Origin of the sequence: Nonomuraea sp. NPDC049695 (assembly GCF_040674955.1) — a bacterium.
Lineage (GTDB): Bacteria > Actinomycetota > Actinomycetes > Streptosporangiales > Streptosporangiaceae > Nonomuraea > Nonomuraea helvata.
On sequence record NZ_JBFANV010000007.1, the window covers coordinates 1 to 23,626 of the forward strand.

21 protein-coding genes are annotated in these 23,626 nt (G+C 69.6%); 6 read left to right on the forward strand and 15 right to left on the reverse strand.

Translation table 11 applies throughout. From position 1 onward, the window contains the following. Positions 1-52: 52 nt before the first annotated feature. Both AB0J64_RS08535 and dacB read right to left on the reverse strand, forming a co-directional pair. On the reverse strand, positions 53-1,129 hold the full coding sequence (locus tag AB0J64_RS08535) for a zinc-dependent metalloprotease (RefSeq protein WP_364022728.1): 1,077 nt from the start codon (positions 1,127-1,129) through the stop codon (positions 53-55). Between the two features lie 46 nt (positions 1,130-1,175). Next, complete coding sequence (gene dacB / locus AB0J64_RS08540; protein ID WP_364023324.1) at positions 1,176-2,561, reverse strand: D-alanyl-D-alanine carboxypeptidase/D-alanyl-D-alanine-endopeptidase; 1,386 nt, start codon at positions 2,559-2,561, stop codon at positions 1,176-1,178. Between the two features lie 162 nt (positions 2,562-2,723). Here dacB and AB0J64_RS08545 point away from each other — a divergent pair, with 162 nt between their 5' ends. Beyond that, the gene (locus AB0J64_RS08545) at positions 2,724-3,218 is read left to right on the forward strand and encodes an inorganic diphosphatase (protein ID WP_345000573.1); all 495 of its coding nucleotides are present in this window, start codon (positions 2,724-2,726) and stop codon (positions 3,216-3,218) included. A gap of 4 nt (positions 3,219-3,222) precedes the next feature. Here AB0J64_RS08545 and AB0J64_RS08550 read toward each other — a convergent pair whose 3' ends face one another. The 6 genes from AB0J64_RS08550 to AB0J64_RS08575 all read right to left on the reverse strand — a co-directional run bounded on the left by AB0J64_RS08550 (position 3,223) and on the right by AB0J64_RS08575 (position 9,705). After that, entirely contained in the window at positions 3,223-4,233 is a 1,011-nt protein-coding gene (locus tag AB0J64_RS08550) for an NlpC/P60 family protein (RefSeq protein ID WP_364022731.1), read from the reverse strand. A gap of 178 nt (positions 4,234-4,411) precedes the next feature. Continuing rightward, entirely contained in the window at positions 4,412-5,833 is a 1,422-nt protein-coding gene (locus tag AB0J64_RS08555) for a hypothetical protein (RefSeq protein WP_364022733.1), read from the reverse strand. An 83-nt stretch (positions 5,834-5,916) separates the two neighbouring features. Next, positions 5,917-6,726: a hypothetical protein gene (locus AB0J64_RS08560; protein WP_364022737.1), complete on the reverse strand. Its 810-nt coding sequence runs from the start codon at positions 6,724-6,726 to the stop codon at positions 5,917-5,919. 106 nt (positions 6,727-6,832) lie between these two features. Beyond that, entirely contained in the window at positions 6,833-8,443 is a 1,611-nt protein-coding gene (locus tag AB0J64_RS08565; RefSeq protein ID WP_364022740.1) for an ATP-binding cassette domain-containing protein, read from the reverse strand. Between the two features lie 52 nt (positions 8,444-8,495). Then, positions 8,496-8,699, reverse strand: a complete 204-nt coding sequence (locus AB0J64_RS08570; RefSeq protein ID WP_364022743.1) for a hypothetical protein — start codon at positions 8,697-8,699, stop codon at positions 8,496-8,498. A gap of 58 nt (positions 8,700-8,757) precedes the next feature. Next, a complete protein-coding gene (locus AB0J64_RS08575) occupies positions 8,758-9,705 on the reverse strand; it encodes a teichoic acid biosynthesis protein C (protein WP_364022746.1) in 948 nt (315 codons plus the stop codon). Positions 9,706-9,869: 164 nt separating this feature from the next. Between AB0J64_RS08575 and AB0J64_RS08580 the strand changes: the two genes are divergently transcribed. From AB0J64_RS08580 to AB0J64_RS08600, 5 genes are all read left to right on the forward strand, one after another. Next, positions 9,870-11,039, forward strand: coding sequence for a DUF4185 domain-containing protein (locus AB0J64_RS08580; protein WP_364022749.1), 1,170 nt, complete (start codon positions 9,870-9,872; stop codon positions 11,037-11,039). Beyond that, the gene (locus AB0J64_RS08585; RefSeq protein WP_364022752.1) at positions 11,036-12,049 is read left to right on the forward strand and encodes a DUF4432 family protein; all 1,014 of its coding nucleotides are present in this window, start codon (positions 11,036-11,038) and stop codon (positions 12,047-12,049) included. The genes AB0J64_RS08580 and AB0J64_RS08585 overlap by 4 nt, the downstream gene beginning before the upstream one ends. Then, a complete protein-coding gene (locus tag AB0J64_RS08590) occupies positions 12,046-12,891 on the forward strand; it encodes an SDR family oxidoreductase (RefSeq protein WP_364022755.1) in 846 nt (281 codons plus the stop codon). Before AB0J64_RS08585 ends, AB0J64_RS08590 begins: the two co-directional genes overlap by 4 nt. Before the next feature lie 155 nt (positions 12,892-13,046). Further along, complete coding sequence (locus AB0J64_RS08595) at positions 13,047-13,478, forward strand: peptidase inhibitor family I36 protein (protein WP_364022758.1); 432 nt, start codon at positions 13,047-13,049, stop codon at positions 13,476-13,478. Further along, positions 13,469-14,368 carry a hypothetical protein gene (locus tag AB0J64_RS08600; RefSeq protein ID WP_364022761.1) on the forward strand — a complete coding sequence of 300 codons (900 nt, stop codon included), beginning with the start codon at positions 13,469-13,471 and terminating at the stop codon, positions 14,366-14,368. The genes AB0J64_RS08595 and AB0J64_RS08600 overlap by 10 nt, the downstream gene beginning before the upstream one ends. On the opposite strand, the gene AB0J64_RS08605 is transcribed toward AB0J64_RS08600, so the two are convergent. The 7 genes from AB0J64_RS08605 to AB0J64_RS08635 are packed head-to-tail and all read right to left on the reverse strand — an operon-like array spanning position 14,327 to position 23,616. Further along, positions 14,327-15,763, reverse strand: a complete 1,437-nt coding sequence (locus tag AB0J64_RS08605; protein ID WP_364022764.1) for a peptidase S10 — start codon at positions 15,761-15,763, stop codon at positions 14,327-14,329. The two genes, AB0J64_RS08600 and AB0J64_RS08605, sit on opposite strands and share 42 nt — an antisense overlap. 9 nt (positions 15,764-15,772) lie before the next feature. Then, entirely contained in the window at positions 15,773-17,005 is a 1,233-nt protein-coding gene (locus AB0J64_RS08610) for an enolase C-terminal domain-like protein (RefSeq protein WP_364022767.1), read from the reverse strand. Then, positions 17,002-19,977, reverse strand: coding sequence for a glycoside hydrolase family 38 C-terminal domain-containing protein (locus AB0J64_RS08615; RefSeq protein ID WP_364022770.1), 2,976 nt, complete (start codon positions 19,975-19,977; stop codon positions 17,002-17,004). Before AB0J64_RS08615 ends, AB0J64_RS08610 begins: the two co-directional genes overlap by 4 nt. Continuing rightward, positions 19,977-20,786 carry a carbohydrate ABC transporter permease gene (locus AB0J64_RS08620; protein WP_364022773.1) on the reverse strand — a complete coding sequence of 270 codons (810 nt, stop codon included), beginning with the start codon at positions 20,784-20,786 and terminating at the stop codon, positions 19,977-19,979. Before AB0J64_RS08620 ends, AB0J64_RS08615 begins: the two co-directional genes overlap by 1 nt. Beyond that, positions 20,783-21,634: a sugar ABC transporter permease gene (locus tag AB0J64_RS08625; protein WP_364022776.1), complete on the reverse strand. Its 852-nt coding sequence runs from the start codon at positions 21,632-21,634 to the stop codon at positions 20,783-20,785. Before AB0J64_RS08625 ends, AB0J64_RS08620 begins: the two co-directional genes overlap by 4 nt. Positions 21,635-21,651: 17 nt before the next feature. Further along, positions 21,652-22,899 (reverse strand): ABC transporter substrate-binding protein, encoded by a 1,248-nt coding sequence (locus AB0J64_RS08630; RefSeq protein ID WP_364022779.1) that lies wholly within the window; start codon positions 22,897-22,899, stop codon positions 21,652-21,654. Between the two features lie 21 nt (positions 22,900-22,920). Continuing rightward, on the reverse strand, positions 22,921-23,616 hold the full coding sequence (locus AB0J64_RS08635) for a FadR/GntR family transcriptional regulator (protein WP_364022782.1): 696 nt from the start codon (positions 23,614-23,616) through the stop codon (positions 22,921-22,923). Positions 23,617-23,626: the final 10 nt, after the last annotated feature.

Below are 23,626 nucleotides of genomic sequence, written 5' to 3' on the forward strand. Positions count from 1 at the left end.
AGCGCCGTGGTCGGTACGGCGCTCCGCGGGGCGGGTGCGGTGGCTCGGGAGGCTAGGCCGGCAGTGCCGGGGTGCCGATGACGCGGTTGATCCAGGCGTCCGGGTCGGCGATCTCCGGCGTCGTGGGCAGCGTCTCGGGCGAGGTCCAGATGCGGTTGAAGCCATCCATCCCCACCCGGTCCACCACCTTCCGCACGAACGCCGACCCCTCCGCGTACTGCTTCATCTTGAGCTCGATCCCCAGCAGCCGCCGCACCGTGCGGTCGAGCCGGGAGCCGCCCTCACGGCGCTGGGCGAACTTGGCGCGGATGTCGGCCACCGAAGGCACCACGGACGGGCCCACCGCGTCCATGACGTAGTCGCCGTGCCCCTCCACCAGGGTCATCACGGCCGTCAACCGGTCGAGGATCTCCTTCTGGCCGGGCGACTGGATGGCGTCGATGAGGTTGCCCTCGCCGCCGCGCACCACGTCGGCCACCGTGTCGGCGGCATTGCGGAGGCGTTCGAGCAGCGTGGGCAGGTCGAGGTCGGAGGCGAGCAGGAACTCGGTCATCTGCGACCGTACGTATTCGCGCAGCCACGTGACGCCCGTGAACTGCACCCGGTGCGTCTCCTCGTGGAGGCACACCCACAGGCGGAAGTCGTGCGGGTCGACGCCCATCTCGCGCTCGGCGTGGACGATGTTGGGAGCGACGAGCGTCAGGCGGCCTGCGGGCTCCTGGCCCGTGGGGTCGGGTGGGAGGAACAGCTCGTACTGCCCCAGGACCCGCGAGGCGAGGAAGGCGAGGACGGCCCCCACCTCCACGCCCGTGATGCGGGAGCCCACGGCCGTGACGATGGCGGGCGGCTGGTTGTCGCCGCTGCTCATGCGCTGGGTCAGCGGCTCGAGCACCACGCGGAAGCCCTCGACGTTCGCCTTGATCCAACCGGGCCGGTCGACGATGGTCGCGGCCTGCGGCGCGGTCTCAGTATGGATCTTGGTGAAGCTGCGCACGTGGCCCTCGGCCTCGCGTGACAGGGTGCGGAGCTCGGCGACGGCCTGCCTGGCCTCCTCCCGGCTCACCTGAGGACCGGGGCGCACCAGGCGCGTGCCGGTCGTGACGGCCAGATCCCAGTCGATCACCTGCATACCGTCCACCGTACGTGCTCCAGACTCAACCCGCGAAGGAGCGCTCTCAAGACCTCGCCACGATGGCCGCCAGACGGTCGAGTACGGGTTCGGCGGTGACCGGTACGCGGTCCGCCATGAAAGCGAACGTCACCAGCCGCCCGTCCTTCGTGGTCGCCATGCCCGCCAGCGTGTTGACGTTGTTGAGCGTCCCGGTCTTGGCCCGGACCAGGCCAACCTGGCCCCGGCTGTCGCGCGACGTGAACCGCCGGCCGTTGCCCAAAGTGCCGGAGAAGCCGGCGATGGGCATGCCCGAGGCGATGGCGTGCAGGTTCGGCTGGTTCGCGGAGCCCGACATGGCGATGACCGTGGCAAGAACGCTCGGGCTGATGCGGTTGAGGGTGGACAGGCCGCTGCCGTCGGAGAGCGAGACGCCCTGGGCGACCCCGAGCCGCTGGAGCACCGCGATCACCGCCTTCGTGCCCGCCTCGACCGAGCCCTCCTTGCCCTCCTTGATGGCGACGTGTCTGGCCAGGGCCTCGGCCATGTCGTTGTCGCTGTGGGTGAGCGTGTGCTCCACGAGGGAGTAGAGCGGGGCGGAGTCCACCCGGCCGAGCTCCGGGGCGCCCGCCGGGGCCTTGCCGGGCCGTACGGACCTCGCCACCGTGATGCCCTGCTTGGCCAGCAGACTGGCGAAGGCCGCGGCGGTGTACTGGGGCGGGTTGGAGACCCGGGGCTGGCGGTTGCGCGGGTTCTGGCGGCCTTCGTCCATGGCCAGGGCGTAGACGGGTGCCGCCTCGCCGTCCGGGACGTAGTTCGGCTTCCACCCGGGCGCGATCGGCGATCCGGCAAAAAGCGATGAGTCGTATGAAAGGGTGATTTTTCGAATATTTTGCGCTTTAAGGGTCGCCGCGGTGCGGGCCGCCAGCGTGGCGAGGCTGGCCTGCTTCGGGTACACGGGCTTCGCCGACGGACCGGCGAGCAACGGGTCGCCGCCCCCTACCAGGACCACCGTGCCCGGGCTCGCGCCCTGGACGACCCTGGTGGAGAAGCGGGTGTCCGGACCCAGGGACGCGAGGGCGGCGGCACAGGTGACGATCTTCGTGGTGGAGGCCGGGACGATCGGGGTGTCGGCGTTGGAGGCGAAGATCCGCTCGCCGGTGACCGCGTCGAGGACCACCGCGCCGACCCGATCGCCGAGCGCTTTGTCACCCAGCGCGTCGGTGAGCTGCCGCGTCAAAGTACCCTTGGTCGGGAGAGGTCCGTCTCCTGGCTTCACCGAAAGCTGGGCCAGCACAGGCCCCGAGGTGACCACGGGGGCGGAAGGAGGCCCTTCCGTCGGCTTGGTCGGTGGAGACTGCCTCGTCAACGCGCCCAGGCTGAAGTCGGTGGTCATCGCGTAAACGCCGATGACGATCGTCAGGGCCTGCAGCACGGCGAGAGTGGTCAACATCACCCACCGGTCGTGCCGCGCCACGTCGCCTGCCCTCTCTTGAGTGTTCGCCTACGAGACATTAACGCCCACCCGGGGGTGCCGGGGGGCTTGAGTGCGGGAGACGATGCCGGACCAGGCGCTGCCTGGCAAGGCGGGATCGACCCATGAGAAAGGACCGCGGTGGAGTTCGACGTCGTCGTTGAGATTCCGAAGGGGCAACGGAACAAGTACGAGGTGGACCACGAGACCGGGAAGATCAGGCTCGACCGGCTCCTGTTCACCTCCACGCAGTACCCCGCCGACTACGGCTTCATCGAGAACACCCTCGGCGAGGACGGCGACCCGCTCGACGCGCTGGTGCTCCTGCAGGAGCCGACGTTCCCCGGCTGCTACATCACCTGCCGGGCGGTGGGCATGTTCAGGATGACCGACGAGAAGGGCGGCGACGACAAGGTCCTCTGCGTTCCCTCGACCGACCCGCGGATGCACCACATCCAGGACATCCATCACGTCTCGGAGTTCGACCGGCTGGAGATCCAGCACTTCTTCGAGGTCTACAAGGACCTGGAGCCGGGCAAGTCCGTCGAAGGCGCCAACTGGGTGGGCCGCATCGAGGCCGAGGCCGAGATCGAGCGCTCCTTCCAGCGGCTCAAGGAGTCCGGCGGGCATCACTGACGCCTCACTGGGGCCTGGTGGCGCCCACCAGGTCCCCTCGCCAGATCGGGGCCACCCGCACCACGTCGCCGGTCTGCGGGGCGTGCACCATCTGCCCGTCGCCGACGTAGATCCCGACGTGGTGGATGGTGCTCGGATCGTCTTTGACGTAGCCGAAGAAGAGCAGGTCGCCCCGTCTCAGCTGGTCCAGCGGCACGTGCGGGCCCGCCGTCCACTGGGTGCCCGTCCAGTGGTCGAGCTGTACGCCCGCCCTCTCCCAGGCCCGCATCGTCAGCCCCGAGCAGTCGTAGGTGTCCGGGCCGGCGGCCGCCCACACGTACGGCTTGCCGAGCTGGGTCAGCGCCCAGTTGGCCGCCATGTCCCCCGTGGCCGAACCACCTGAGACCAGCCCTGGCAGCGCCGCGGCCCGCTGCTGGGCCAGCAGCTTCGCGCGGCTGCGCGCCTTGTCCACCTGATGGCGCAGGACCACCGTACGCGCCCTGAGCTCCTTCGTCTGCTCCTGCTGCTCGGCCACGGCCGCCTCGGCGGCGCTCTTGGCCGCCCCGACACGCTCAGAGGCGGCCTGCTGGGCGGCGTAGGCGTTCGCGGCCTCGGTACGCAGGATGGCGGCCACCTGCTGGGCGTCCTTCATCCGGCCGAGCACCGCCGCCCGCTCGCCCCAGAGCTGCACGAGCACCCCGGCCCGGTGCAGGGCGCCCTCCCTGTCACCCCGATCGGTGATCATGCCGATGATCGGCGCCATGGGAGCCATCCCGCCGTAGCTCTCCGTGGCCAGCAGGGCGACCTCCTGCCTCACCCGCTCGGCCTCCGCGTCCGCCGCCGCCAGGCGCGTCATGGACTGCGCGTACAACTGCTCGGCCTGCCGGAGCCGGACCAGCTCGCCGTTGTACGCCTCCACCAGTCGCTCCGCCTCGGCCGCCAGCCTGTCCAGCTGCGACTGCGCCGTGGCCAGCCTGGCGGTGACCGCCCCCAGCTCCTTGGAACGGTCACGTGCTGTCTGGCGTGCCTTTTTCACGTCCCGCGAGGTGGGGGGTTCGGCCCCCGCAGGCGGACATAGGGCGACTATCAGGCAGCAAGCCAGCAGCCCTGTCCGAAATGCACGCATTGGTCCCCCTGGAAACACATGGCTACTCTATGCACACGGTTCCCAGCAGCCCGCTTACGTAACGTAGTCGGCCCCCGCGTGTCGGGGATCAGCCGGTCGTGGTGGGCGACGGCTCCTCACTGGTGGGGGTGGCCGTCTGCGTGGGCGTCGCGGCCGGGGTGGTGGGAGGAGGCGGCTGCGTCGCCGTGGGCGTGGGGCAGGGAGTGCGGGTGGGAGGCGAGGGCGGGGACGGGTGGCCGGACTGGTGGCCGGGCGGGTGGTCAGATGGGGGGCCGCCGTCCGGCGGAGCCTGCGTAGGAGGCGGAACGTACGTGGGCGGCGGGACCTGTGACCCGGGCGGCCGCTCCTGGGGCAGGGGCGGCCCGGAGGACGGCTGTCCACCATCAGGGGGACGGACCACGTCGTTGACCGGCACGACGGGAGGCACGAGCATCGGGGCGCGGGTCACGCTGATCGGCTGAGTGGCCCTGCTGTCCAGCACCGGCTCCCCGGTCACCTGGGCGTCCGGCGACTCGGAATGCCAGGGCAGCTGGATGCCGGGCGGCTGGCCCGTCGCGGGAAACGCGGCCGTCGCCACACCGGACACGCCCCCGCTCGCCCCGTCGAACTGCTGGAAGATCATCACTATCGCCACCACGGCCGCGACCGCCGCCACCGCGCTCGCCAGCGCCTTAGTCCACCCCTGAGCGCCGTTCTGCGCGGAAACGGGAAACCCGGCGGCGCCCAGGCCGGCCGTACGCCTGGCGACGTAGCGGCGGTAGGGCAGCAGCTCCGGGTCGACGAAGCAGCTCATCACCCGGATGCGGAGCGAGTCGGGCAGCGCCTCGCCGGGCAGCAGCCCGAAGACCTTGGCGGGCGACACCTCGCGATGGCGGTGCGGCGCGCAGATCTCGCACCGCGGCAGGTGCCTGACCAGCCGCTCGCGCATGTCCGGAGTCAGCTCGCCGGAGAAGCCGGCCAGCATCGCGGCCCGCCGCGGGCAGTCGTACGGGCCCTTCCTGGCGAGGATCTCGGCGGTGATCGCGTCGCGCAGCAGCTCGCGGGCCCCCTCCAGGAGCGGCTCCACCTGCCGCGTGCCGAGCACCAGGGCCAGCTCGGACGCGGACAGCGAGTGCCGGTAGGTGAGCTCCAGGACCTCGCGCTCGGCGACGGGCAGGCTCTGGACGGCGTTCCAGGCCATGATCCGCAGGTCGCCGTCGGCAGGGTCGTCCAGGGGCGGAGCCTCGGCCAGCGCCTCGGCGGCGCCCGGCGGCGCGGCGGCCCTGCGGCGCATGCACTCCGCGCGGGCCAGCGCGTACAGCCAGGCGCGCAGCCTGTCGGGGTCGGCCAGCGCGTCCGCGTGCGCCTCGGCGGCGATCAGCGTGTCGCGGAGCGCCACCTGGGCGCCGTCCGCGCTCAGGAGGAGGGACCAGCAGTAGCGGTAGACGCTCTCCGCGTACGTGTCATAAAGCGCGGAGAGCGCATCGGGATCACGGGCGCGGAGTGCTTCGACCAGGACGCGGTCATTCATATGACCGAAGGTAATTGATTGGTAACTAGTAGTTCTACCGGTTTACGCCTACGGCATAGCGGCGCCCTGGTATTTGCGGAGAATTATTGCTTATGTTCGTTAACGACCTGGGTGCTCCGGTCCACCGCGAACGGCTCGGTGACGGGCTTCACCGTGTGGATCGGCACGGCGCCGGCGAGCGCCAGATCCTCGTAAGGCCGGCCGGTGGATCCCCAGGTCCTGGCCGTGATGTCGGTCCTCGCCACGGTGGCCCCCGCGGGCAGCCCGGAAACGGTGAGAATGAATCGCGGCGGGCTGCCCGCTTTGACGTCATCCACGAACGTACTGCCACCGCCGAGGAGTTTGCCTGCTTTGTCGCGCAGCAGCGCGTTCACTACCAGACTGCTGGCCGGCATTTGATAGGGATTTCCGACATATCCAGTAATAAGGTATGAGCCATCTTTTTGGCGCAAAGTCTGGCTTCGCGTAATGGGAAAGCTCTGGAACGCCGAAGGAATGCGCGCCGCCATCCGCCAGCGCGCTGGACGGTACTGGATCGTCACCTTCGCCGGCTTCTCCACGGAGGTGGCCTGGCCGGTGAAGGCCAGGGACCCGCCCGGCGGCACGGCGTCGAGCGGCTGGTCCATCCTGACCACCTCGGTGCCCTTGTCGTCGTGCCCGACGATCGTGGCCACCACGTGCTCGCCGAAGTGCCACGGGTTGGCGTTGCTGAGCACGCCTGCCCAGGTGACGGCGTACCCGTCGGCGGATTTGACGATATTCGAGACCTGTTCCTTGAGAGCCAGGGGCTTGAGCTCTTGTACTGGTCGTTTCTCGCTGGAGCACCCGGAGAGGCAGATCGCCCCGAGTGCCCCGAGTGCGAGCAGGCTGGCGGTTCGGCTACGCGGGATCACTTTGCCGTGATAACCCGTGCATGGGCACGGATGGCGGGTGACACGCGCCGGGCGTACCAACTCTTTAACGCGGGATCTTCAACGGGGACTCTTCAACGCGGGCTCTTCAACGGGGGCGCACGACCCTGGCCTCGTCCCAGACCGCCTCCGGCGACTCGTAGACCGTGCCGTCGGAGCCGAAGACCAGGTAGCGGTCGAAGTCGGCGGCGAACCAGCGGTCGTGGGTGACCGCCACCACCGTGCCGTCGAACGCGTCCAGCCCCGCCTGCAACGCCTCGGCGCTGGCCAGGTCGAGGTTGTCGGTCGGCTCGTCGAGCAGCAGCAGCGTGGCCCCGGACAGCTCGAGCAGCAGGATCTGCAGCCGCGCCTGCTGGCCGCCCGAGAGCGAGTCGAAGCGCTGCTCGGCGGTGCGCCCCGCCAGCTCGTAGCGGGCCAGCGTCTTCATCGCCTCGTTCTTGAGCTTGGCGTGCTCGGCCATGACGATCTCGACCGGCGTGCGGCCCAGCAGGTCGGGCCTGGCGTGGGTCTGGGCGAAGTGGCCGGGCACCACGCGGGCGCCCAGCCGGGCGACGCCGTCGTGGGCGACCGGCTCCCCGGCCAGCAGGCGCAGGAAGTGGGACTTGCCCGAGCCGTTGGAGCCGAGGACCGCGACGCGCTCGCCGTACCAGATCTCGAGGTCGAACGGGCGCATGAGCCCGGTGAGCTCCAGCCCCTCGCAGATGACCGCGCGCTTGCCGGTGCGGCCGCCTCTGAGGCGCATCTTGATGTTCTGGTCGCTCGGGGCCACCTCGGGCGGCCCGGCCTCCACGAACTTGCGCAGTCTCGTCTGGGCCGCGTGGTAGGGGGCGGCCATGCCGTCGTTGTACCTGGCCTTGTTCTTGAGCATGTTGACCAGGGCCTTGAGCTTGGCGTGCTCCTCGTCCCAGCGCCTGCGCAGCTCGTCGAGGCGCTCGTTGCGGGCCTTGCGGGCCTCCGCGTACGTGGCGAACCCGCCGCCGTGGATCCAGATGTTGCCGGACTCGACGGTCACGATGCGGTCGGCCGCGTTGGCCAGGAGCTGGCGGTCGTGGCTGACCAGCAGCACCGTCTTGGGCGTCTCCCTGAGCTGCTGCTCCAGCCACTCCTTGCCGGGGACGTCGAGGTAGTTGTCGGGCTCGTCGAGGAGCAGCGTCTGATCGGGGCCGCGCAGCAGCGCCTCCAGGACGAGCCGCTTCTGCTCGCCGCCGGACAGCGTGGCCACGTCCCGATATTTCACCTTCTCGTACGCGACGCCGAGCGCGGCCACCGTGCAGGTGTCCCACAACACCTCGATGTCGTAGCCCCCCGCGTCGGTGTAGTCGCTGATCGCCTGCGCGTAGCGCATCTGCGTCTTCTCGTCGTCGCGCTCCATCATGGCCAGCTCGGCCTCGTCGAGCCGCTCGGCCGCCGCGCGCACGGCGGGCGGGGCGACGCCGAGCAGCAGATCACGCACGCTGCTGCCATCGCGCACGCTGCCGATGAACTGCCGCATCACGCCGAGCCCGCCGGAGCTGGCCACGCTGCCGTCGACCGGCTGGAGGTCGCCGGCGATCAGCCGCATGAGTGTGGTCTTGCCCGCGCCGTTGGGCCCGACGAGCGCGGCCTTGACGCCTTCACCGATCCTGAAGGACACGTCGTTGAGCAGGGGCCGCCCGTCGGGCAGCACGTACGTGAGATGTCCTACTTCGACGTGGCCCATCCCGGCAGCGTAACCGCCCCCTTCAGGCGCGGGCACCACATTTTTCCGTCGATCAGGCGCCTTCCCGAAGCCGGGCCAGCTCCCCATCGACACCCGTCACACCGCGCATGCGCTCTCGAATGCCCTCCAGGGTCGCGGCTGCCTGCGTCCGGCGGCTCGCCAGGAGACTTTCACGGACGAACGCGATCATCGGTTGCACCCGATCGTCGGGGAGCTGATCGACCAGCGAGTGAAGTTCTTCACGCATCGCGCTCATACCGGCAATCTATGACCGCCCGCTGTCGCGCCATTCGCTTTTCCGCCCGGACAGCAGGTCAGACGAGGGCGTCCTTGTAGAAGATGCTGGCCTTGCGCGCCCCAGCGGTGCCCGAGGCGAGGCCGAGGCAGAGTCTGGGCCGTCCCGACGCGATCTGGATGGCCAGGCCCTCCGGCTCGCGGTAGTCCAGGGACTTGCCGGCCTGGCTGAGCGAGCGCTGCACCTTGGCGCCCGTGCGCAGGTCGACGCAGGTGAGGTACGTGTTGCCCGGCGCCGGGTTGGAGGCGCCGTAGGCCGTGCCGTCGAGCAGGTAGAGGTAGTCGCCGTAAGCGGTGTAGCCCTGGAAGACGCCCAGGCCGGACGGCTGCGCGACGTCGTACAGCTTCTTGGCCGACCCCGCCTTGACCGCCGCCAGCGAGTACGCCACGAACCGCGCCTGGCCGCCGACCCGGCAGCGCATGATCAGCCGGTTGGTCGACGGGTCGATCGCGCACGTGGTGCTGGTCGCGCCCGAGATCAAGGTGTACTTGGTGAGCGCCGAGGACGACGGCCTGAGCGTCTGGCCGTTGACGAACTTGAACCTCGCCAGCCGCCTCCCCCACGCGTTCCCCGCGCCGTCGCTCACCGCGTCGGTCTCCGTCCACAGGTAGGCGGAGCCGCCCGACGGCTCGACGCCGATCTGCACGCCGTGTCCGAAGCCCAGGAGGTACATGTGGCCGAGCACCGACCCGGTCAGGCTCAGCTTGGTCACGCAGAGATCCCCGGCCGCCGCCGAGCCCGAGCCGTTCTTCAGCTGGGCCACGTAGATGTGCCCGTGAACGTTGTCGAAGGCGAACGACTGCAGCACGGTCTCGTCGTACAGCGCCTTCTTCCAGATCAACGGGTCGGCGGGCGCGGCCAGGTCGAACCGTCGAGAGGAGGCGGCCGCAGCCGCCTCTGTGCCCGCCACGACCGTCGCCGCGACTCCGGCGCCGACCTTGAGCAGATCTCGGCGAGTGACCGTCATACGACCTCCATAACGGATATTTACGGATATTTCAGGAAGTCATCACCATAGTGCAGGCCGCCGAGAACGATCGCTGGTTCCCCACAATCCTCACAGAGGGCCCTGGACAGTAAGTGATCTAATGACTAGAACTGTAGGGAACTCGCCTCCCCCAAGGACCAGTGATGACGCGATTCCGCTCCGCCTTAGCACCCCTGGCCATCGCGTTGGCCGGCCTGACCGCCGCGCCGCAGCAAGCGTGGGCGGCCCCGCCCAAGCCCGTCCCTTCGGTAGTCCAAGAGCAGCAGCAGGCCACGCCGACCGCCGCCTGCACCACCCCGACGGTCAAGGGAACCACGACCGACGCCCGGCTCACCAGCCTCTTCACCAACTACGGCAACGACAACAGTCGGCTGGACGACTGGACGGGCGCCGACGGCACCTACTCGGTCAAGCTGCCCAACGGCAAGGAACTGTGGGTCTTCTCGGACACGTTCCTCGGCCGGGTCAACCCCGGCGGCACGCGCCCGCCCGTGGTCGGTGAGGGCGGCGACACGGTCTTCCTCAACAACTCCTTCGCCGTCGAGCGCGACGGCAAGCTCTCCACGATCCACGACGGCACCGCGCAGCAGCCGACCGCCGTGATGCCCCCGCGCGACCAGAACCACTGGTTCTGGGCCGGTGACGCGACGGTGGCCGGCGGGCTCGTGGAGGTCACCTACCAGGAGTACGAGCGGTACGGCACCGGCGCCTGGGACTGGCGCTGGCACCGGAACGTGGTGGCCAGGTTCGCCCCCGGCCGGCTGAACGAGCCGGTCAGCGTGACCGACCTCCCGTCCGCGCACGGCATCTCGTGGGCCTCCGCGATCCTCAAGGACGGCGGATACACCTACGTGTACGGCGTCGAGGACCTCGGCTCGCCCAAGTACATGCACGTCGCCAGGGTCAAGGGGCAGAGCCTGCTGGGCGCGTGGGAGTTCCTCAAGGCCGACGGCACCTGGTCGCAGGACGAGGCCGACTCGGCGCGGATCATGAGCGGGGTGGCGAACGAGTACAGCGTCACCAAGGTCGGATCGGGATATGCCCTGATCACACATGACACGACCGAGGTGCTCAGCCCGAACATCGTGGCCTACACCTCCTGCTCCCCCGCAGGCCCGTTCACCGCCAAGCAGCACGTCTACACAACCCCCGAGACCAGCGGGAACATCTTCACGTACAACGCCCACGCCCACCCCGAGGTGGCCGGCAACGGGCTCGTCATCTCCTACAACGTCAACAGCTTCGTGAACACCGACCACTACCGGGACGTGACCATCTACCGGCCGAGATTCCTGGATGTGACCTTCCAGTGAGGCGTAACTGGGCGGCCCGCCTGCGGCACGTCACGATCGACGGGCTGCGGGCGGTCGTGCTGGAGAACGAGCGGCTGCGCGTGACCGTCGTGCCGGACAAGGGCGGCGACGTGGTGGAGTTCCTGTACAAGCCCACCGACACGGACTTCGTCTGGCTCTCCCCGCAGGGCCTGCGCAACCCGCACGACCACCTCCAGGGCGCGGCCGACGACGTCGCCCAGTTCGTCGACCACTACGAGGGCGGCTGGCAGGAGATCTTCCCCAGCGGCGGCGCGCCGAGCGAGTACCGCGGCGCCCGGCTGGCGCAGCATGGGGAGGTCTCCGGGCTGCCGTGGCAGTCGGAGGTCGTGGCCGACTCCGAGGAGGAGGTCGCGGTACGGCTCAGCGTGCGCACGCGGCGGCTGCCGTACCGGATGGAGAAGGTCTTCAGGCTGAGGTCGGGGACGGCGGCGCTGGAGATCGAGGGCCGGGCTGCCAACGAGGCCGACATCCCGCTGCACGCCATGTGGGGGCAGCACATCGTGTACGGCCTGCCGTTCCTCCGCCCCGGGGCCAGGATCCGGCTGCCGGACGGCGTCAAGGTCATCCCCCACGAAAGCGCGATAAATCCGGCGAAGGGCCGCCGGGTGAAAGCAGGCGGCCCTTGGGACTGGCCGCGGGTGCCCGCCGATCAGGGCGGGGAGACCGATCTGAGCGTGGTCCAGGAGCCGGGAGCGCCGAGCGACATCGTCTACCTGACCGGCTTCACCGAGGGTTGGTACGAAATTGCAGGGGATATCGGCATCCGAGTGGAATGGGATGCGTCTCTCCTGCCGTACCTGTGGATGTGGCAGGAGCTCGGCGCGTCCACCGACTATCCCTGGTGGGGACGGGCGTACACGGTGGGTCTCGAGCCGTTCTCCAGCATGCCGACCGACGGCCTGGCCGCCGCCGTGGCCAACGGCACGGCCCTGACCCTGGACCCCCACGAGACGAAGGTGTTGCGCTTGCGCGCGGAGGTGCTGGCATGAGTGAGTTCAGTGGGAAGGTCGCGCTCGTCACGGGCGGTTCGATGGGCATCGGGCGGGCGGTGGTCGACCGGCTGGCCGACGGCGGGGCGTCCGTGGTGTTCTGCGGGGTCGACAAGGACGCGGCGCTCGACAGCGGAGCGGCGAGCCTGGGGCGGAGAGCGGCAGCTTGCGTAACCAGCGGAGCCCCGTGCGAGCGCGACCATAGACACGAGAGTGTCACCGGTGTGGTCGCCGACGTGCGCCGAGCCGACGAGATGCGCGACCTGGTGGACCTGGCGGTGACGAAGTACGGCGGTCTCGACATCGTGGTCACCTGCGCGGGCGTGCAGCGTTACGGCACGGTCGAGGACACCCCTGAGGACGTCTGGGACGAGGTGCTGGACATCAACCTCAAGGGCGTCTACCTCACCTGCAAGGCGGCCGTCCCCAAGCTGAGGGCCAGGGGCGGCGGCTCGATCGTGATCATGTCGTCGGTGCAGGCGTTCTCCTCGCAGGCGCAGGTGGCCGCGTACACGGCGAGCAAGGCCGCGCTCAACGGCCTGACCAGGGCCATGGCGCTCGACCACGCCGCCGACGGCATCCGCGTGAACGTGGTCTGCCCGGGCTCGGTGGACACCCCCATGCTGCGCTGGGCGGCGGACCTGTGGCGGGGCGAGCTGTCGCAGGAGGAGCAGATCCAGCAGTGGGGCCGCTCCCACCCGCTGGGCCGCGTGGGCCGGCCCGAGGAGGTGGCCGAGCTGGTGGCGTTCCTGGCGGGGCCGCGCTCGTCGTTCATCACGGGCGCCGAGCACCGCGTGGACGGCGGCCTGCTCGCGCAGAACCCGGCCGCCCTCCCCGAATAGCCCGCGGATCACCAAGGTCACGCACCAAGCTGGCAAGAGTTGCGCCAACGCGGCGATCTCGCAGGTCGTGCCGCTGATACCAGTGGTCCTCGGCGTGCCGGGCGAGCAGCCCCTGCACGGCCCCTCGAAACGACCCACTGATCGAGGAGAGACCTGTGAGGCTATCCAGAAAGGCGGCCGGCCTCGTCGCCGCGGCCGCGATGCTCACCGCGCTCGCCCCCGGCGGCGCCCCCGCCGGCGCCGCGGTGGCGAGCCCCCGCTCTACGTGTTACGGCGGTCGCGTCTGCCTGTACGCCGGCTTCGACTTCAACCGCGGCCACGCCGACCTCTGGCGCGACTTCATCCAGGACGACTCCGACTTCGCCGACAACAACTGGCTGAACTGGGACTTCACCAACTCCTGGCACAGCATGAACAACGAGACCAGCTCCATCAGGAACCGCATCGGCTGCAGCGCCACTCTCTGGCAGCACCCGGGGTACACCGGCGCGCACAGCACGTTCACGCACGACTCGAACGACGGCTTCCTGGTCAACAACGCCGTCTCCAACAACCGCGCCAGCGCGCTGGACATCTGGTGTCGCTGAACAGCCGGGCCTGGCCGCCGGAGGCCGGCTGCCGCGGAATCCTCGCGGGCACGCTGCTGCTGATCTCCGCCGCCGCCTGCGCCGCCGACCAGCCCGCGTCACAGGCGCCCGTGAAGGGCGTCTCCTCGGTGTCAGAACTGGTGCTGCCGTTCGACGCCTACAAGTCCACTCCCGAGCAGCGGGCCATCCTGGGCAACGCCCACAACCAGCTCGTCGAACGGTGCATGCGCAAGAAAGGCACCGTCATCGACCTCCCCGATGAGGACCCCGTCACCATCGCCGCGGTGGACCCCGGCAACTCCCGCCGCTACGGCGTCGCGGACACCGTGGCGACCAAGAACTTCGGCTACCACCTGGCCCGCCTGCCCTCTCCCGACACCACGGGCGCCTGGACCGGCAAACTCTCCAAGCCGACCCGCCACCGCCTGTACGGCAACGCCGTCGACCGCGGCTGCCTGGACAGGGCCACGCAGACGCTCGGCAAGGGCGCCCAGAAGGCGGACTGGCCGTGGCTGACCCTGCAGGATTCCCTCACGCTGGAGCAGGCCGCCAAGCACCCGTCCGTGACGGCGGCGGCGAAACGCTGGCAGGCGTGCATGAACGAGGCGGGACACCCGTATCCGACTCCGGAGGCCGCCATCGCCGACGGCCGCTGGAAACTGGACAAACCGGCCATCAGCGAGGAGGAGAAGCAGGTCGCGTACGCGGACACGACCTGCAAGTGGTCGTCGGGCCTGATCGCCGCCTGGTTCGCGGCCGACGCGGAGCTCCAGCGGACGCTCATCCGGGACAACCCCGAGCGCTTCGCCGAACTCCGCGCCAACCTCAAGCAGCGCCTGGCCCACGCGTCAGGCCTGCTGTCCGAGCACGAACGCGGTCAGGTCCGCTGACTGGCGCAGCCTGCTCGGCTCGTGGACGTACATCATGTGGCCTGCCTCGTAGTACCTGAACTCCACGTTCGCGGACAACTCCGCGGGCACGGGCAGGTGGGCGAAGGCGTGCTCGGCGGCGTAGTACGGCGTCGCGCCGTCGTGGTAGCCGCAGGCCACATGGACACGCAGGTGCGGGTTGGCCCGCATGGCCGCGCCCAGCTTGTCGACCACCTGGACGTGCGCGCCCTCGAACTCCTTGTACGACCACGGCTGCACCCGCGAGGTGAGCACCTCGTACGGCAGGTCGTTGGCGTAGCCCAGCTCGGTGCGGAGGTAGTGGTTGAGCGCGGCGCTGTAGGGGCCCATGATCGCGTTCATGCTCGGGTCGGCCGTGAAGTGCTCGCGCCCCGAGTCGGGGTCCCAGCCGATGAACCGCCCGTCGAGCCGCCCGACGACCTGGCGGCGCGAGCGCAGCACCTCGGTGAAGAACCGGATGTGCTCGATCCGCAGGTCCACGCGGTCGACGTACTCCTCGCTCAGACCCGTCAGCGCGGCGATCGTGGAGACGGCGGCCGAGCGCTCCTCGGCGCTGAGGCGGTTGCCGCGCGCCAGCGCCCACGGGTAGTCGCGCTCGGCGAACGCCTCGGCCTCGCGGAGCACGTCGGCCAGCGGCCGGTCCCCATGCAGCCCGTGATAGTGCGCAATAGCGGCATAAGTCGGCAAATAGAGGGCGTAGGACAGGTCGTTGCCCTGGTTGAAATCCCCGGTGATGAAGTCGAGCACCGAGGAGATCAGCATCACGCCGTTGAGGTACATGCCGTACCGCGACTGCAGGTGATCGGCCAGCGCGGCCGCCCTGATCGTCCCGTACGACTCCCCCGCCAGGAACTTCGGCGACATCCACCGCCCGTTCCTGGTGGTCCACAACCGGATGATCTCGCCGACCGACTCGATGTCGCCGGTGAAGCCGTGGTACGGCTCCGCCTTCTCACCCTCGGCGGCCCGCGAGTAGCCGGTCGAGACCGGGTCGATGAAGACCAGGTCGCTCACGGCCAGCAGGCTCTCCTCGTTGTCGGCCAGGCCGTACGGAGGAGGCAGGAGCGCTCCCGCGTCCCCCATCACGACCCGGCGCGGCCCGAGCACGCCCAGGTGCAGCCACACGCTCGAGGAGCCGGGGCCGCCGTTGAACGCGAACGTGACCGGCCGGCTCAGCGGGTCGGCCCCGTCGAGCGTGTACGAGGTGACGAACATCTCGGCCTTCGGCCGCAGGCCCTCGAACTTGCCGTCGTCGATCACCTCCTCGCGCAGCACCATGGTGCCGGTGGTGGCGGTGTACGCCTGCCCCGACGGCAGGGCGTGCGAGGTGGTGACAAGGTTGTCGGCCGGGGGCGCCGGCTGGGTAGCTTCAGACATAGCGCCCAATTATGGAGCTACCTCGATGGAAACGGACGGATCGGCGAAACGCTCGTTCGGCACGGTGGCGTACCAGCCGGGCCGCCCGGGGTCGCGGTCGTACGGATAGCCGCCTGTCTCCCGGTAGTACTCGGCGTAGCGGGCGACCTTCTCCGGATCCAGCCGCACCCCGAGCCCCGGCCCCGACGGGACGGCGATGGCGCCCTCCGAGTACGCCATCTTCCCGCCCTCGATCACGTCGTCCGTGAGCTGGTGGTAGTGCGCGTCGGCGGCGTAGGTGAGGTTCGGCAGCACCGCGCCGAGGTGCAGCATGGTCGCCAGCTGGATGCCCAGCTCCCCTGACGAATGCACGGCCACCCCGAGCTGGAACGTCTCGCACACGCCCGCCGCCTTCACGCACGGCCTGATGCCGCCCCAGAAGGTCGTGTCGAGCAGCACCACGTCGGCGGCCCTGCGCATGACGTTCGAGGCGAGCTGCTCGAAGTTGACCACGACGGTGTTCGTCGCCAGGGGCACCCTGACCTGCTCGCGGACGGTCCTGAGCCCTTCCATGCCCCAGACCGGGTCCTCCAGGTAGTCGTTGTTCAGCCCCTCGATGGCCCGGCCGAAGCGCAGCCCCTCGGCCACCGAGAGCACGGCGTTCGGGTCGTACCTGAGCCGGTCGTCAGGGAACGCCTCGGCCAGCGCCCGGTAGCACTCCAGCTCGTGGTCCGGCGGGAACACGCCGCCCTTGAGCTTGTGCACGGTGAACCCGTGCGCCTTCTTGAGGTGCCTGGTGTGCTCGACGAGCTGCTCGGGCGTGCGGATCTCGCCGTGGCCCTCGGCCGCGTACCGGAAGAACAGGTACGAGGCGAACGGCACGACATCGCGGATCCGCCCGCCGAGCAGGTCGTGAGCGGGCACGCCCAGGTGCTGCCCGATGAGGTCGACGCACGCGAACTCGATGGCCGCGAGGAGCTGCGTCCTGTTGTTGTAGAGCGAGGCCGTCGGGTTGGCGATCTTGAAGCGGAGCGCCTCGAGCTGGAAGGGGTCATGGCCCTTCAGGTACGGCATCAGCGCACGGAACGCCGATTCGGCGCTTTCTCCCCCTCCACCCATCTCGCCCAGGCCGACCAGCCCGTTGTCGGCCTCGACCTCGACGATCGTGCGGACGAACCTGCCCCAGTGGGCGCCGTTGCTGTGCCGCAGCGGCGCCTCCAGCGGGACCGCGACCGTTGTGGCCCTGATGTCAACGATCTTCACGAACACGTCCCCCAAACAGCGGCCACCCCGCAGGCGGGCAGCCGTACCTTGACCGTCTCATCCACCACGTCCAGCCCGCGGGCCGCGCGCAGCCCGGGCAGGCGGACCGACACCTCGACCGGCTCGGGCGCCAGCGACTGCAGCCGCACCACGCGCTCGTCCCCCGACCGCCCGATCGACGTGATCAGCACGTCGGGGTGGTCGACCGACGCGTACGTCTCGGTGACGTCGGGGCTGTCGGTGATCAGCGCGCCGACGAACGGCTCGGTCAGCCCCGAGGCGGCCGCCGCGCCGAGTCGGCGACCTTGAGCCCCTGCTTCAGACGTGACCGCGTAGCGGAAGGTGGTCTCGCCCTGCTGCTGGGCGGGGAAATTGGTGTCCCAGATGTTGTTGAGCGCCCAGGAGTAGACCGTGCCGTCCTCCTGGTCGAGCGTGGGCGGGAAGGGTGCGTACGGCATGTGGATGGTGCCGAGCTGCACGAGCGGCGCCTCCAGCGTGGCCCAGGCCACGGTCAGCTCGGGATCCTCGAACGCGATCCAGTGCCTGATCGGCAGCATGTACTCGGCCGAGCCCGGCACGCGGGGCACGTCGGGGCCGCCGACGCCGCCGGTCAGCTCCCAGACGCTGGGCGGGCCGGCCGCGAACGGGAAGGCCAGGAAGACGGCCTCCTTGGCCGGGGTGCCCTGCTTGGCGAGCTGGTAGGTCAGGTCCAGCCGGGGTACGCCGTTGTGCAGCTCGATCGTCGTGCGGATCCAGTCGACGCCCTTGCCGTGCAGCTCCACGACCAGCTTCTCGCCGACGGCCGTGCGCTGGGCCTTGGTGATGGTGGCGCCCTTGCCGATGGCCCGGTCGCCCAGGAGCGTACGGTCGTGCGCCCCAACGTGTCCCGACAAATGGTTGAAATGCGGGGCGGTGGCGTACTGGTCGTAGACGTACTGGCCGAAGCCGGCCGCCGCGTCGCCGTTGACCAGCTCGCGGCCGGCCCGCTTGTCGAAGATCGAGCTGATGTAGCCCTCGCGCACGTCGTAGGCCACGCGGTAGAACTCGTTCTCGATCGCCCCGCCCAGGTCCAGCTCGACCGGCTCGGGGGCCTGGGTCTGCCCCGGCACGACGTCGACGCGCGCGTAGCCGAAGCCGGGAACGTCGGGGACGACCGCCTGCACGTGCCGCCCGATCGGCCGGGTCGGCCAGTCCTCCGGGTGCACGAACTCCTCGTGGTGCGCGAGCGTCTCGCCAGTCCGCGCGTCCACCAGCGCGATCGGCACGTCGATGCCCACCACGTCTCTCGGCAGGAACGCGCGCACGACGTCGGTCCTCGCCCGCGTGCCCGGGTTGAAGACGGCGAACGAGGCCAGCGCCCCGCCCTCGGTGCCCGCCTCGGAGAGCGCGGCGGCGAACCTGCGGGTCGCGGCGTGCAGCAGGTCGGCGGCGTCGTCCTGGGCGTCGTAGGCGCCGGACGACTTGCGCGTCCACTGCAGGCCGCCCGAGTCGCCCGCCTCCTCGGCGTCCTCCCACGGGTTGGCCGCGCCCCAGGTGTGCTCGTTGAACAGGGCGACCTTGTCGTAGGCCGCGTCGATCTTCTCGGTGGCGTCCACGCCCGCGATCGTGTGCAGGGTCTCGGCCACCCGCAGCGCGGACTGCGCCCTGCGCACGTAGCCGAGCGGGCGCGCGCCCGAGCCGAGCCCGTCGGCCCACCAGTCGGTCCAGTCGCCCTCGTGCACGGCCAGCCGGTCGTGGTAGCGCTCCTCGACGTGCTCGAAGAAGTCGCTGTTGACGGCCGAGCGCAGGCGCGGGTAGGCCCACGTCTCGTTCCACCGGCGCGCGATCGTGGCGGGCACGATCGAGGGGCCCGCGTTGTCGGCGTGCGCCCCCTGCACCCGCAGGTGCAGCACGTCCAGCTCGTACGGCTCCTTCGGCGCGTCGGGCCCCTGCCACCCGAACGTCCCGGGCCCGTACGGGTACCCCCGCGTGGCCAGGGCGGACAGGTACCGCGGCAGCAGGTCGTCGGCCAGCTCGTAGGAGTCGGTCAGGCCGACCGTGTTGCCCTCCATGTACGCCATGCCGTGCGGCGTGTCGGTGAACCAGACGATGACCTCGTTCCCGCTCGGCGCCCGCCACCGGAACGGCCTGGTCAGCTTGTCGCCGCCGTGCAGGTAGGGCACCGACCGCCCGGCCCAGTTGTGGGCCGCGGCCAGGTAGCGGACGCCGGCCGCGTTGAGCGCGTCCACCAGGCCGACGACCGCGCCGGGCACGTCGGTGTGCATGGCCGACTTCGTGGCGAAGCCGTAGCGCTCCTTGAGCTGCCCGGTGAAGCGGAGCTGGCGGTACAGCTCCTCGGTCGAGCACGCCTCCGTGTGGAGCTGGAACGGCAGCGCGGTCACCTCGATCACGCCCTCGCGGGCCTTCCGCGCGAAGGACTCCACCATGTCGGCGGGCCGCGCGTCGAGCCACTTCAGCGCGGGCATCGACGACTCGACCGTCCACCGGAACTTCGCGTCGTCCGGCCAGGACTCGGTCTCCTCGGCCAGCCGCAGCGCCGCGTCGAGGTAGTCCAGGTGGTGGCGGAGCACGGTGCCCTGCGGGTCGGTGTAGCCGATGTCCAGGTGCGAGTGGTGCACGACGAAGACGCTCCACTTGCGCTGCGGGGTCACCGTGACCTGCGCGCTGCCGACCACCCCGGCATCGTCGCGGCACTCCAGCGTGAGCACGCGCGGCGCCTGCACCTCGGGCACCAGCAGCGTCACGTCGCTGCCCGACGCGCTGTCCACGCCCACCAGCACGTGGGTCAGCGGCTCGGTGCTCGACACCCTGACCGCCTGGCGGCCGTCGTGGGTGAACAGCGGCAGCACCGCGACCCGTACCTCCAGCCCGCGCACGCTGATCACCGGTGTCGAGGTGTCGTCGCGCAGCGCCTGCCTGATCCCGTCGTAGTCGGGACTGCCCAGGCTCCGCTGGAGCAACCGGCTCGTCATCAAACACTCCCTAGAGACAGGCCCCTGGCGAAGAGGCGCTGGGTGGCGAGGAACAGCACGACGGTCGGCAGCGAGACCACTAGCCCCGCGGCCAGGCCGACGGGAACGGGCGTACCCGCGTACACGTCGGTCATCAGGCCGGCGATGGCCGTCATCACCGGCCGCACGTCCTCGGTCTGGGTCAGGGTCAGGCCGAAGATGAGGTCGTTCCAGACGAAGGTGAACTCCAGGATGAACACCGCCGTCAGCGCGCTGAGCGAGATCGGCAGATAGATACCCCAGAAGATGCGCCAGGTGGAGGCGCCGTCCATCCTGGCCGCCTCGAAGATCGAGAACGCTACGCCGGTGTAGAAGTTGCGCAGCACGAACGCGGCCAGCGGCACGCTGATCGCCGTGTAGATGAGGATCATGCCGAGGCGGCTGTCGTACAGGCCGGCGTCGCTGTAGCCGACGAACAGCGGCACGAGCAGCATCTGCGAGGGGAAGACCGTGCCGCCGAAGATCAGGATGAACCAGAAGAAGCCGTGACGGAGCCGGAGCACCACGATGGTGTACCCGGCCAGCGCGCCGATGATCACTCCGAGCAGGGGCGAGACGACGGCGTACAGCGCGGTGCTGGCCAGGCTCTGCGTCAGGTTGGCGCTCTCCAGCGCCCGCCCGAAGTTCTCGAACAGCGAGAAGTCGGGCGAGGGCACCCACGCGCGGCCGGGATCGTACGAGCTCGCCGGGCGCGCGGCGTTCACGAGCAGCAGGTACGTCGGCCCGAGCCAGACCAGCCCGAGCACGACGAGAACAGCACGCCGGATCACGAGGCCACCTGCCGCTTGAGATAGAGGTAGGACGCCAGCCCGGTGACGACGGTCAGCATCACCGCCACGGCCGAGCCGTAGCCGTAGTCGCTGGCCACGAACGTCTCCTTGTACATGGTCACCGCCAGCGTCTCGGAGTTGCGCCCAGGGCCGCCCTGCGTCAGCACCCACACGATGTCGAACGTCTTCAAACTGGCCACCAGCGCGAGCCCGACCACGACCGCCGTCAGCGGCCTCATGAGCGGCCAGATGACGAGCCTGAACAGCTGCCAGCCCCCGGCCCCGTCCAGCCGGGCCGCCTCGATCGGCTCCCTCGGGATGGACTGCAGCCCCACCACGAACAGCAGCATGTTGACGCCGAGCTGCTGCCATGTCCAGACCAGCAGCATCGCGAACGTGTTGACCGGCGCGTCCTGCAGGAACGCGGTGTCCACGCCGAGCAGCGTGTTGGCGATGCCGCCGTGCGACAGGATCGGGCTCCACACCATGGCCAGACCGGCGCCGCTCAGCGCGTACGGCAGCAGGAACGGCACCCGGAACCACACGCCGCCCTTGATGTCGTACGACAGCACCGCCACCAGCAGGCCGAGCCCGACGGGCAGCACCATGGTGCCGACGACCCAGAGCAGCGTGTTGCGGATCGAGGTGAGCAGGGCCGGGTCCTCGATCAGCTTGCCGAAGTTGTGCCCGCCGATCCACTGGGCGGGCTCGAGGCCGTCGTACCGGGTGAGGCTGAGGTAGGCCGTCCACAGGAACGGCGCGTAGAGCAGGCCCGCGACCAGGAGCACCGCGGGCGCCACGTACCCGTGTCCGAAGCGGCCGAGTATGACCCCGCCCCGCGCGGCCACTCGCCTCCTAGCGCCGCTCACTGATGGGCGCTCCAGTACTCATCGGCGGCCTTCTGGATGGTGTCCAGGACCTCCTTGTAGCTGCCGGGCTCCGTCACGAACTTGCTGAACCCGTCCAGCGCGGCCGTCAGCACTGGCGGCGGTGTGGCCTCGAAGTACCGGTTGACCAGGCGGTACTGGCCGCTGCCCGCGTCCTTCGTGACGGTGCCGAGCGCCTTGTCCGCGATGCTCACCTTGGGGTTGGCGCTCACGTCGCCCCTGCTGGACGCCCACTTCCCCTGGGCCTCGGACGTGGTCCACCACTTCAGGTACTTCTGGTTGGCCGCGGGGTCGGCCGCCTTGGTCAGCGAGCAGAGCGGGCCGCTCTCGAAGATCATCGAGGTCTTGGGCAGCGAGGGATTGACGTTGGGGATGACGAAGAAGTCGTAGTCCTCGCCGGGCTTCATGTTCCGCTGGGTCATGCTGGTGTTGAACCAGGTGCCGAAGGAGACCATCGCGGCCTTGCCGTTCTTCAGCACGTCACCAGGGTCCGTCTTGTCCCCCGGATTGATGAAATATCCGGCGTCAATGAGGGACTTCCACTTCTCCATCACCTGGACCACGCCCGGATCGGTGTACTTCGCCTTGCCGGTGGCCAGGCGGTCGTACAGGTCGGGGTCGGTGCCGGCCATGAGCTGCTCGAACCAGACGAAGGAGAAGAGCACGCTCGTGTGGTAGAAGGCCTTGACGCCGTTCTTCTTCAGCGTGTCGGCCACCTTGATCAGGTCGTCCCACGTCTTCGGCGCCTCGAGGCCGTACTTGCCGAAGATCTTTTTGTTGTAGAACATGCCCCAGTACGCGACGTTCATCGGCACGCAGTACTGCTTGCCGCCGATCGTGTAGTACGGCGCGAGGTCTTTAGACAGGTCGCCCGCCTGGATCGCCTGCTGCCAGATGTCCGTCGTGTCGGCCACCTGCTTCTGCTTGACGATCTCCTCGAGCATCCCCCCGGTCTGCCAGGTGAACAGGTCAGGCTTGACATTGGTACGGAACGACGCCTTGATGAACGCCTGGTACTGCGCCGAGTCCGTGTATCCCGTCGGCTTCATGCCCAGGCCGATGCTCTGCTTGGACAGGGCGCCCATCTCGTCGAAGTACTTCGTCCAGGCGCCCTTGTCGTTGTACAGGGTCAGCTCGGTCTTCTTCTGCGACTGCGCGCCGTTTCCGCCGCAGGCGGTGAGGACGAGCGCCGCCACGCCGAGCGTGACCACACGTGACCGGAACATGGACCGGCCTCCTTGTTTCCATCAGGGGGATTGCAACCTGTGCTCTATTACGGTCTTCACGTCCACCAGGTGGGCCCGCATGCGCTCCTCGGCCTGCGCGGTGTCGCGTGCTTCGATGGCCTCCAGGATCGCCAGGTGCTCCTCGTAGTCGCGGCGCCGGTCATCGAAGATCTGCAGGATCTCCCGCTGCTCGGGTCCGTGGATGGTGAGCAGCGAGTCGACGACCTCGTGCAGCACGCTGTTGCCCGCCAGCCGGGCCGTCGCCCGGTGGAAGGACATGTTGGCCTCGTGCAGCAGCGCGTCGTCGCCGCGCAGGTGCCTGCCCGCCTCGTCGAGCACCCGCTTGAGCGGGGCCAGCTCGTCGGGGTCCGCGTGCTCGGCGGCCATCGCGGCCAGCGGCGGCTCGATCACGATGCGCGCGCCGAGCAGCTCGAGGAGCCGGGCGGCGTGCAGCTCGCGCACGTTGGGGTTGGGCAGGACGACCCGCTCGATGTCGGCTCCGACGTAGATGCCGGAGCCGTGCCGCATCTCGATGGCCCCGGTGGCCTCGAGTCTGCGTAGCGCTTCGCGTAGCGTCGGAGTGGTGACGGCGAAGCGCTGGGAGAGCTCCCTGGTCGAGGGCAGCCTGTCGCCCGGCCGGTGCCCGCCCGTACGGATGAGCTCCAGCATGCGCTCGGTCAGAGCGTCGGACAGCGTCGGCCGCGTTACCTCGGACATATCAAGTGAT